Origin of the sequence: Streptomyces sp. NPDC060209 (genome assembly GCF_042728155.1) — a bacterium.
Classification (GTDB): domain Bacteria; phylum Actinomycetota; class Actinomycetes; order Streptomycetales; family Streptomycetaceae; genus Streptomyces.
In genome coordinates this window covers 1-9,693 of sequence record NZ_JBHWZS010000327.1, presented here as the reverse complement: position 1 = coordinate 9,693, position 9,693 = coordinate 1, and the positions used below count along the sequence as shown (strand labels likewise).

The window sequence follows — 9,693 nt, the reverse complement described above, 5'->3', positions numbered from 1 at the left end:
GCCGGGAGAGGGCCCCTTCGCGTTGCGGCTAGAGGTTGCCGCGCTTCTCCTGCTCGCGCTCGATCGCCTCGAAGAGGGCCTTGAAGTTGCCCTTGCCGAAGCCCATCGAGCCGTGCCGCTCGATCATCTCGAAGAAGACCGTCGGGCGGTCCTGGACCGGCTTGGTGAAGATCTGCAGCAGGTAGCCGTCCTCGTCCCGGTCGACGAGGATCTTCAGCTCGCGCAGCGTCTCCACGGGCACGCGGGTCTCGCCCGCCCACTCCCCCAGGGTGTCGTAGTACGAGTCCGGGGTGTCCAGGAACTGCACTCCGGCCGCCCGCATGGCCTTCACGGACGCGACGATGTCGTTCGTGGCGAGCGCGATGTGCTGGACGCCCGCGCCACCGTAGAACTCCAGGTACTCGTCGATCTGCGACTTCTTCTTCGCGATCGCCGGCTCGTTGATGGGGAACTTCACCTTCAGCGTGCCGTCGGCGACGACCTTCGACATCAGGGCGGAGTACTCGGTGGCGATGTCGTCGCCGACGAACTCCTTCATGTTGGTGAAGCCCATGACCTTGTTGTAGAAGGTCACCCACTCGTTCATCCGGCCGAGCTCGACGTTGCCGACGCAGTGGTCGATGGCCTGGAAGGTCCTCTTGGCGGCCGGCTCGACGATCGGATCGGCGGCCGCGTAGCCGGGGAGGTACGGCCCGTCGTAGCCGCCCCGCTCGACCAGCGTGTGGCGGGTCTTCCCGTACGTCGCGATGGCGGCCAGGACGACCGTGCCGTGCTCGTCCTTGACCTCGTAGGGCTCGGTGATGCCCTGCGCGCCGTGCTCGACGGCGTACGCGTAGGCCGCGCGGGTGTCGGGGACCTCGATGGCGAGGTCGACCACGCCGTCGCCGTGGGCGTGCACGTGGTCGGCCAGGAAGGTGCCCCATTCGGTGGACGCCTTGATGACGGAGGTGAGGACGAAGCGGGCGGAGCCGTTGGTCAGGACGTAACTCGCGGTCTCGCGGCTGCCGTTCTCCGGTCCGGAGTAGGCGACGAGCTTCATGCCGAAGGCGGTCGAGTAGTAGTGCGCCGCCTGCTTGGCGTTGCCCACCGCGAAGACCACCGCGTCCATTCCCTTGACCGGGAAGGGATCGGCCTGCCGGGCGGTGTCGGGGGTGGTGTGCACAGTCTCAGTCATGTCCGAAGGTTCCCGCCGCCTCGCAAGGTGCGCAACAGTTCGCCGTTCCACTGGTCAATCTGTACGGCCTGCCACCAGGATGAGCGGGCTGTCTGTACAGCATGACTACCGGGAGGCGGATCATGCCGATCGATCGACTGGACGGCCGGCTCATCGTGCTGCTGGCCCGCGAGCCCCGTATCGGTGTACTCGAGGCGTCGCGGCGGCTCGGGGTGGCGCGCGGGACGGTGCAGGCGCGGCTGGACCGTCTTCAGTCGTATGGCGTCATCCGCGGCTTCGGCCCTGACGTGGACCCGTCGGCGCTCGGCTACCCCGTGACCGCCTTCGCCACGCTGGAGATCAAGCAGGGCCAAGGCAGCGACGTACGGGCCCATTTGCAGGGCGTGCCCGAGGTGCTGGAACTGCACACGACGACCGGCCACGGGGACATGCTCTGCCGGCTCGTCGCCCGCTCGAACGCCGATCTCCAGCGGGTGATCGACCGCGTGGTCGGCTTTGATGGCATCGTGCGGGCCTCGACGGCGATCGTCATGGAAAACCCGGTGCCGCTGCGTATTATCCCGCTGGTTGAGCAGGCTGCAGAGGACACCGACTGAGCCTACGGAGCAACATGTGAACTTCTGGGAGTATGTGGGCACCCGCCACCAGCAACTGCTCACCGACACGTATCAGCACGCCAGCGCCGTCTTCCAGTGCATGGTCATCGCCACTCTTCTCGGCGTCCTGATCGGTGTCGTCAGCTATCGGAGCAACTGGGGCGGCTCGCTGGCGATCACGTCCACCTCGGCGATCCTCACCATTCCCTCGCTCGCCGCGATCGGTCTGCTGATCCCCCTGGTCGGCCTCGGAGTCCCGCCCACCGTGATCATCCTGACGCTGTACGGGCTGCTGCCCATCGTCCGTAACTGCATCGTCGGGCTGCGCGGGGTCGACCCGTCGCTCGTCGACGCGGCCAAGGGAATCGGGATGTCGCGGACGCGGCGGCTCCTCAAGGTCGAACTGCCCCTCGCATGGCCTCCCATCCTCACCGGCATCCGGGTCTCCACCCAGATGCTGATGGGCATCGCCGCCATCGCCGCCTACGCCTCGGGCCCCGGACTCGGCAACGAGATCTTCCGCGGCCTCGCCTCACTGGGAAGCGCAAACGCCATCAACCAGGTCCTCGCCGGCACGATCGGCATCGTCATCCTCGCTCTGCTCTTCGACGCCGCCTACGTCCTCCTCGGACGGCTGACCATCCCTAGGGGGATCCGTGCCTGAGACCGCCACCGGGTCGACGGACTCGGCCCCGCCCCGCCCCGTCACCTCGGGCGCCACCATCCAGCTGGAGAACCTCAGCAAGTCCTACCCCGGCAGCCCCGCTCCGGCCGTGGACGAGGTGTCCATGGACATCAAGGCCGGGGAGACCGTGATCCTCGTCGGCCCCTCCGGCTGCGGGAAGTCCACCACGCTGAAGATGATCAACCGTCTGATCGAGCCGACGTCCGGGCGGATCAGGATCAACGACGAGGACGTCACCGACATGGACCCGGTGAAGCTGCGCCGCAAGATCGGCTACGCCATCCAGTCCTCCGGCCTCTTCCCGCACATGACGGTCGCGGAGAACATCGCGCTCGTGCCGAAGATGACGGGCTGGTCGAAGTCCGGGGTGAAGGACCGGGTCGAGGAGATGCTCGACCTGGTCGGGCTGGACCCCCGGGAGTTCCACGGGCGTTACCCGCGCCAGCTGTCCGGCGGCCAGCAGCAGCGCGTGGGGGTGGCGCGAGCCCTGGCCGCGGACCCCCCGGTGCTGCTGATGGACGAGCCGTTCGGGGCGGTCGACCCGATCACCCGCGACCACCTCCAGGACGAGTTGATCCGGCTCCAGCACGAGCTGCACAAGACGATCGTCTTCGTCACCCACGACTTCGACGAGGCCATCAAGCTGGGCGACCGGATCGCTGTGCTCCGGGAGCGTTCGCACATCGCGCAGTTCGACACCCCCGAGGCCATCCTCACCAATCCGACGGACGACTTCGTCTCCGGCTTCGTGGGCGCGGGCGCCGCGCTGAAGCGGCTCAACCTCACCCGTGTGCGGGACGTGGGGATCGCCGACTTCCCCACGGTGACCGTCGAGGACCCGCTCCAGTCGATCTTCAACAAGCTGCGGGACGGCCAGCACAACGAGCTGCTGATGCTGGACCGCCGCAACCGCCCCTACAAGTGGCTGCGGCGCGGCGATCTGATGCGGGCCAAGGGTTCGCTCGCCAGGGCGGGCCAGCTGGTGCACGACACCGTGACCAGGGACGCGACGCTGCACGACGCGCTGGAGGCGGTACTGACCGACAGCGGCGGGCGGGTCGCCGTGACGGGGCGGCGCGGTGAGTTCATCGGCGTCGTCGACATGCACACCCTGATGAACTCCGTGCAGGAGCTCCTGGAGGCCGACCGCCTCGCCGCCATGGAGCACGAGCACGACCTGGAGGAGCTGCGCGTCCACCGGACGGAGCAGGAGCAGGAGGGCGGTGTCAGCGGGCTATGACCCCCAGTCATCAGGCGCCCCCCAAGGGGGCGCGACCGCCCGGAGAGCACGACGTGGGAGGCCATGCCTTCCGTGACGAGGAGGCGGAGCCCTCCCCGCCGCAGTCCGCGCCGGCGCGGAGGATCACCTGGAAGAAGCTCGTGCTGGTGCCGGCCGTCTGCGCGGTCGTCCTGGTCGCGACCTATCTGTGGATCACCCACGTCGACCTGGACTCCGTCGCGGAGAACTCGCTGGTCGGCGACACCGTGCAGGTGCGCTGGTGGCAGCACGTCAGGCTGACCGCCATCTCCACCTTCTGGGTGCTGATCATCGCCATCCCGCTCGGCATCGCGCTGACCCGGCGCGGTCTGAAGAAGGCCGCCCCCGGCGTGACCGCGCTCGCCAACATCGGTCAGGCCACCCCTGCCATCGGGCTGCTGGCACTGCTGGTGATCTGGCTGGGCATCGGGCCCTCGACGGCGATCATCGGGATGGTGATCTACGCGGTCCTGCCGGTGCTCTCCAACACGGTGGCGGGACTGAACTCGATCGAGCCGACGCTCGTGGAGGCCTCCCGGGGCATCGGCATGTCGGCGACGGGCACCCTCACCAAGGTCGAACTGCCGCTCGCCGTCCCGCTGATCCTGGCGGGTGTGCGCACCGCTCTGGTGCTCAACGTGGGCACGGCGACCCTCGCCACCTTCGGGGGCGGCGGCGGACTCGGCGACCTGATCACCTCGGGGATCCAGACGCAGCGCATGCCCGTGCTGGTGCTCGGATCCGTACTGACGGTGGTGCTGGCACTGCTGGTGGACTGGCTGGCCTCGCTGGTCGAACTGTGGCTGACGCCGCGCGGACTGGAGGAAGAGTGAGGGTACGTACGGGCCTGGCATCAGGGGCCGCGCTCGCCCTCCTGCTCACGGGGTGCGGGCTGAAGAGCGGATCACCGCTGGTGGACGACGTGGAGCCGGGATCGGTCGGGCAGGGGCAGCCGCTCAAGGGCGCGTCGCTGACGGTGACCTCGAAGAACTTCAGCGAGAACATCATCCTCGGCAATGTGATCGGCCTGATCTTCAAGGCGGCCGGCGCCGAGGTACTGGACCGCACGAACCTGCCGGGGTCGATCAGTGCGCGCGAGGCGGTCGCCCAGGGGGAGGCCGACGCGCTGTACGACTACACGGGCACGGCGTGGATCACCTATCTGGGCCACGCCGAGCCGATCGTCGACCCGCAGAAGCAGTGGAAGGCGGTCCGTGACGAGGACCTGGGCAACGGGGTGACCTGGCTGCCGCCGGCCACCCTCGACAACACGTACGCCCTGGCCATCAGCAAGAAGAACAACGCCAAGTACCACCTGAAGACCCTGTCGGACGTGGCCGCGCTCGCGAAGAAGGACCCGAAGGCCGTGACGGTCTGCGTGGAGAACGAGTTCGCCTCGCGCGACGACGGACTGCCTGGCATGCAGAAGAAGTACGGGATGAAGCTGCCGGCCGCGAACATCCAGAAGATGGACGCCGGGATCATCTACACCCAGGTCTCGAAGTCCGACTCCTGCCTGCTGGGCGAGGTGTACACCACGGACGGCCGCATCAAGGCGATGAACCTGGACGTGCTGGAGGACGACAAGCAGTTCTTCCCCAACTACAACGCCGCTCCCGCCATCCACACGGCGACCCTCGACAAGTACCCCGAGATCGCCGAGATGCTGGCGCCCGTGACCGAGAAGCTGACGACCGAGCTCGCCCAGGAGCTCAACTCGAAGGTGGACGTGGACGGGCAGGACCCTCACGAGGTGGCGAAGGACTGGCTGCTGAAGGAAGGATTCATCAAGGAGGGCTGAGCGGGAGGCTGAGCGGAACCCAGGCTTCCAAAGAAGTCGTTGCAAAAAACGTGTTGCAAAGCAGTCTTTGCAACTCTATGGTCGTCGCATGCCACCGAACGAGCCGGAGGACCGGCCGGTCCCGTACGCCGACAGCCCGAAGATCCATCACGTCGATACCCGCACCTTGCGCGGCCTCGCCCACCCGCTGCGCATCCGACTGCTGAACACCCTCCGGGAGTTCGGCCCCGCCACCGCTTCCGGACTCGCCGAACGGCTCGGCGAGTCCAGCGGGGCCACCAGCTACCACCTGCGCCAGCTCGCGACGTACGGCTTCGTCGAGGACGACCCGGAGCGCGGCAAGGGGCGTGAGCGGTGGTGGAAGGCCGTCCACATGGGCACCACCTTCAACACCAGCACCTTTCTGGATCACCCGGACGCCGAGGTGCGCGGCGCCGTCGGAGTCGTGCTCCACGAGGTCGCCACCACGCACGCCCAGGAACTGAACACCTGGCTGGGGACGATGCACGAGTGGCCCGAGGAGTGGCGTCAGGCCTTCGACCTCAGCGACTTCAAGCTGCGCCTCACGCCCGAACTCTCCCTGGAACTCGCGGAGAGGGTTCAGGAGCTGGTGAACAGCTACCGGGGCCGCGTCCCCGATGACGCCGAGGGTTCGGCGGTCGTCCGCACCCATCTGCACATGTTCCCGCGCCCGAGCGAATGAGGGGATCACCGTCATGCACAGCGACATACACGTTCTGATCCACGCCTACCGCGCCGCCGAACTGCACCACGAAGCCGCCGCATTCCGCCCGGCGGACCGCCCCATGCTGCGTCAGCGCATGGGCTGGACCATGATCGAGCTGGGCCTGCGTCTGGCGCAGCCCGGTCCGCTCCCCGCCCGCGCCGCGCGAACGGCCTGAAGGTGGACGGGGGGAAACCGTCGGGGCGGCGCACTCCGCTCGCCGCCGTCCTGGCCGCGAACTCGATATCCACGGCGGGCACTTCGCTGACCCTGATCGGGGTTCCGTGGTTCGTCCTGGAGACCACGGGGAGCGCCGGCCGGGCCGGTGTCGTCGCCTTCTGCGCAACTCTGCCGATCGTCGTCGCCGCACTGATCGGCGGGCCCGTCATCGACCGGATCGGCCGGCGCCGGGTCTCCGTCATCTCCGACACGGTCTGCTGCGCCGCCGTGGCGGCCGTTCCTCTGCTGCACTACGCGGGAGCACTCCACTTCTGGATGCTGTGCGCGCTGATGGCGCTGAACGGGCTGGCCCACACGCCCGGCAACACGGCACGCTACGTCCTCGTCCCCGACCTCGCCGAGCATGCCGGCACCACGCTCGCCCGCGCCGCCAGCCTCTTCGACGCGGTGTCGCGTGGCGCGCGCATGGTCGGTGCCGCGCTGGCGGGTGTACTGATCGCCTTCGTCGGGGCCGAGACCGTGCTCCTGCTGGACGCCGCCACGTTCGCGCTGTCCGCACTGCTCGTCGCGGCGGGCGTCCGGGGGGTCCGCGCGGCCGAGCCCAGCGAAGCCGCGTCCCCTGTCTCCCTGCGCGCTTACCGTGCCGAGTTGAAGGAGGGATACGCCTACCTGCTGGGCAACCGGCTGCTGCTCGCCGTCGTCGTCATGGTGATGTTCATGAACGGCACCGACCAGGGCTGGAACGCCGTCCTGCTGCCCGTGCACGCCGAGGGCGAGCTGGGCGGGGCGACCGATCTCGGCCTGCTCACCGCGTTGTTCGGGGCCGGCGGCCTGACCGGCGCCCTGCTGTACGGGGCGGTGGGCCACCGGTTCTCGCGGCGGGCGGTCTTCACCGTGTGTGTGGTGCTGTGCGGCGCGCCGCGATTCGTGGTCGCCGCACTGACCGGGACGACCCTGCCGCTCGCGGTGACGATGGCGCTGGGCGGCATCGCCGGCGGCATGCTCAACCCGATCCTGACGACGATGACGTACGAACGCGTCCCCGAGGAGCTGCGCAGCAGGGTGTCCGGGGCTCTCACGGCGGGCTGCGAGCTCGCCATGCCCGTCGGCGGCCTCGCGGCCGGGCTGCTGGTGGAGGGGATGGGCGCGAGGGGTGCTCTGCTGGCGATGGGCGGGGTGTACTTCCTGGCGACGCTGAGCCCGCTGGTCTTCCCCGCGTGGCACAGCATGGAGGGTCCGGGGCCGCAGGTCAGCAGCTCGGGACCTTGCCCCCCTGGTCCAGGGCACGCAGCGAGGACACCGCGCTCTTCAGTGTCGTGACGGGGATCAGCCGCAGGCCGTCGGGCCGCTCGGCCTTCGCCTGCTTGCATTCGGCCTTCGGGACGAGGAAGACGGTGGCGCCGTCGCGCCGGGCGGCCTGCGTCTTGAGGGAGACCCCGCCGACCGCGCCGACCGTACCGTCGGCCTCGATCGTCCCCGTACCCGCGACGGTGCGGCCGCCGGTCAGATCGCCGCCCGATCCGTTGCCGGCCAGCTTGTCGATGATGCCCAGCGAGAAGAAGAGGCCCGCGCTGGGGCCGCCGACATCGGCGAGGTGCAGTGTGATGTCCACCGAACCGGGCTTCTTGTCCAGGTAGTTCAGGGCCGCGTCGACGGCGACGTTCTGGGACTTCTTCATGTCCTGGAGGTTGTGCTGCTCGATCTCCTTCTCGGAGTCGCCGGTCGGATAGACGGAGTCGCGCGGCATGACCGCCCGGTCCGTCCTGAACCAGCTGTCGACCACATCCCCGACGCCGACGTCGGCCGTGGGCGCGGTCGCCAGGATCGTCGTCATCCGCAGCTCACCATCGGTCGTACGGGTCGGCGTGCCCTTGATCGTGATGACCGGCTTCCCCTTGTCGTCCCCCAGGACATCGGCGGTGCTGCCGGGCTGCGCCACGGTGAACGGCAACGGCGCGAAGGCGGCCGTGCCGAAAAGGGCGAGGACGGGCAGCGTACAGAGGGCGAGAGCGCGGGGGCGAGAGAGACGAATGGCCACCCGACCAATCTATCGGCCGTGAGCCTCCGGCTCCGACCGCCCCGGCGCCGCCGCGGAGGCCGGCCCGGGGTCTCTCGTCCTGGATCATGCCGGACTCGCGGGGCCCGGCATGATCCGGAGGAAGAACGTCAGCGCAGCGCGTCCGCGACCTCACGGGCCGCGTCGAGAACCCGCGGACCGACTCGTTCCGGAACGGCGTCCGCGAGCATCACCACGCCCACGCTGCCCTCCACACCCGAGACCCCGACCAGCGGCGCCGCGGCCCCGCAGGCACCGGCTTCGAGCTCGCCCTGGGTGAGGGTGTATCCCGGGTGGTCGACCGTCTTCTGCCGTGCGGTGAGGATCGCCCGGCCCGCGGCCCCCCTGTCCAGGGAATGACGGAAGCCGGCCCGGTAGGCCACGTGGTAGTCGGTCCAGGTCGGCTCGACGACGGCCACCGCGAGAGCGTCCGACCCGTCGACGAGCGTGAGGTGCGCGGTGGCCCCTATGTCCTCTGCCAGGGAACGCAGCGCGGGCAGCGCCGCCTCCCTGACGAGCGGGTGCACCTGGCGGCCCAGGCGCAGCACGCCCAGACCCACTCGGGCCCGGCCGCCCAGATCACGCCGGACGAGCGCGTGCTGTTCCAGGGTGGCGAGCAGTCGGTAGACCACGGTGCGGTTGACGCCGAGTTTGTTCGACAACTCGGTGACGGTCAGGCCGTGATCGGTATCGGCGAGCAGTTTGAGGACACGCAGTCCCCGGTCGAGCGTCTGAGAAGTCTCCGCGGTCACGACGCCCTCTCCCTCTTGGTGAGCGGGGCGGTTGTCTCTCCGGGATGCCGACGCCGGTCCCACGGCGACGCACCGAGAGGCCGCCGACTGGCCATGGCACCGGCTGCGCTCCGCGGCCACATTGCCACGAGGCGTTCATGTTTCGGGGACATTAGCGAGCGGGTCCGCTCAGCGGAAGACCTCGTCCAGAATCCGGTCGCCCTCCGGAACGGCGCGACATAACCGCCGGTCAGCGGCGGACCGTCCGGAACGCGAACATCTACGCGCGTTCAAGTCGGGTGACGCGGCGACAACGCTCCGTACATCAAGCGTGAACGATTGTTAACTCACCGTGAAAGAGTGCGTCAAAAAATTTTCCGGCAACGGCGCCCAACGCAGCCTTGCGCGCCCCTCCGATACCGGAGCGACCCCCGCGCGCCCCACGCGCCTCCCTCCTGCGCGACCTGCTCCGCGATCCGCAGGACACC

At 69.0% G+C, this 9,693-nt stretch carries 11 protein-coding genes; 8 read left to right on the top strand and 3 right to left on the bottom strand.

Annotated elements, in window-relative coordinates:
* Positions 1-28 precede the first annotated feature (28 nt).
* A complete protein-coding gene (gene hppD, locus ACFWFI_RS36870) occupies positions 29-1,174 on the bottom strand; it encodes a 4-hydroxyphenylpyruvate dioxygenase (RefSeq protein WP_387399115.1) in 1,146 nt (381 codons plus the stop codon).
* 122 nt (positions 1,175-1,296) lie between these two features.
* Between hppD and ACFWFI_RS36865 the strand changes: the two genes are divergently transcribed.
* From ACFWFI_RS36865 to ACFWFI_RS36830, 8 genes are all read left to right on the top strand, one after another.
* A complete protein-coding gene (locus ACFWFI_RS36865; protein WP_387399112.1) occupies positions 1,297-1,770 on the top strand; it encodes an Lrp/AsnC family transcriptional regulator in 474 nt (157 codons plus the stop codon).
* A 16-nt stretch (positions 1,771-1,786) separates the two neighbouring features.
* Positions 1,787-2,434: an ABC transporter permease gene (locus ACFWFI_RS36860; RefSeq protein WP_387399109.1), complete on the top strand. Its 648-nt coding sequence runs from the start codon at positions 1,787-1,789 to the stop codon at positions 2,432-2,434.
* The gene (locus ACFWFI_RS36855) at positions 2,427-3,695 is read left to right on the top strand and encodes an ABC transporter ATP-binding protein (protein ID WP_387399106.1); all 1,269 of its coding nucleotides are present in this window, start codon (positions 2,427-2,429) and stop codon (positions 3,693-3,695) included. Before ACFWFI_RS36860 ends, ACFWFI_RS36855 begins: the two co-directional genes overlap by 8 nt.
* Positions 3,692-4,546, top strand: coding sequence for an ABC transporter permease (locus ACFWFI_RS36850; RefSeq protein WP_387399103.1), 855 nt, complete (start codon positions 3,692-3,694; stop codon positions 4,544-4,546). Before ACFWFI_RS36855 ends, ACFWFI_RS36850 begins: the two co-directional genes overlap by 4 nt.
* On the top strand, positions 4,543-5,514 hold the full coding sequence (locus ACFWFI_RS36845; protein WP_387399101.1) for a glycine betaine ABC transporter substrate-binding protein: 972 nt from the start codon (positions 4,543-4,545) through the stop codon (positions 5,512-5,514). Before ACFWFI_RS36850 ends, ACFWFI_RS36845 begins: the two co-directional genes overlap by 4 nt.
* An 88-nt stretch (positions 5,515-5,602) precedes the next feature.
* The gene (locus ACFWFI_RS36840) at positions 5,603-6,217 is read left to right on the top strand and encodes an ArsR/SmtB family transcription factor (protein ID WP_387399098.1); all 615 of its coding nucleotides are present in this window, start codon (positions 5,603-5,605) and stop codon (positions 6,215-6,217) included.
* A 13-nt stretch (positions 6,218-6,230) separates the two neighbouring features.
* Positions 6,231-6,416, top strand: coding sequence for a hypothetical protein (locus ACFWFI_RS36835; RefSeq protein ID WP_387399095.1), 186 nt, complete (start codon positions 6,231-6,233; stop codon positions 6,414-6,416).
* Between the two features lie 2 nt (positions 6,417-6,418).
* On the top strand, positions 6,419-7,738 hold the full coding sequence (locus tag ACFWFI_RS36830) for an MFS transporter (protein ID WP_387399093.1): 1,320 nt from the start codon (positions 6,419-6,421) through the stop codon (positions 7,736-7,738).
* Here the strand turns inward: ACFWFI_RS36830 and ACFWFI_RS36825 are convergent.
* Both ACFWFI_RS36825 and ACFWFI_RS36820 read right to left on the bottom strand, forming a co-directional pair.
* On the bottom strand, positions 7,668-8,456 hold the full coding sequence (locus tag ACFWFI_RS36825; RefSeq protein ID WP_387399090.1) for a S16 family serine protease: 789 nt from the start codon (positions 8,454-8,456) through the stop codon (positions 7,668-7,670). The two genes, ACFWFI_RS36830 and ACFWFI_RS36825, sit on opposite strands and share 71 nt — an antisense overlap.
* 128 nt (positions 8,457-8,584) lie before the next feature.
* A complete protein-coding gene (locus ACFWFI_RS36820; RefSeq protein WP_109881333.1) occupies positions 8,585-9,226 on the bottom strand; it encodes an IclR family transcriptional regulator in 642 nt (213 codons plus the stop codon).
* Positions 9,227-9,693: the final 467 nt, after the last annotated feature.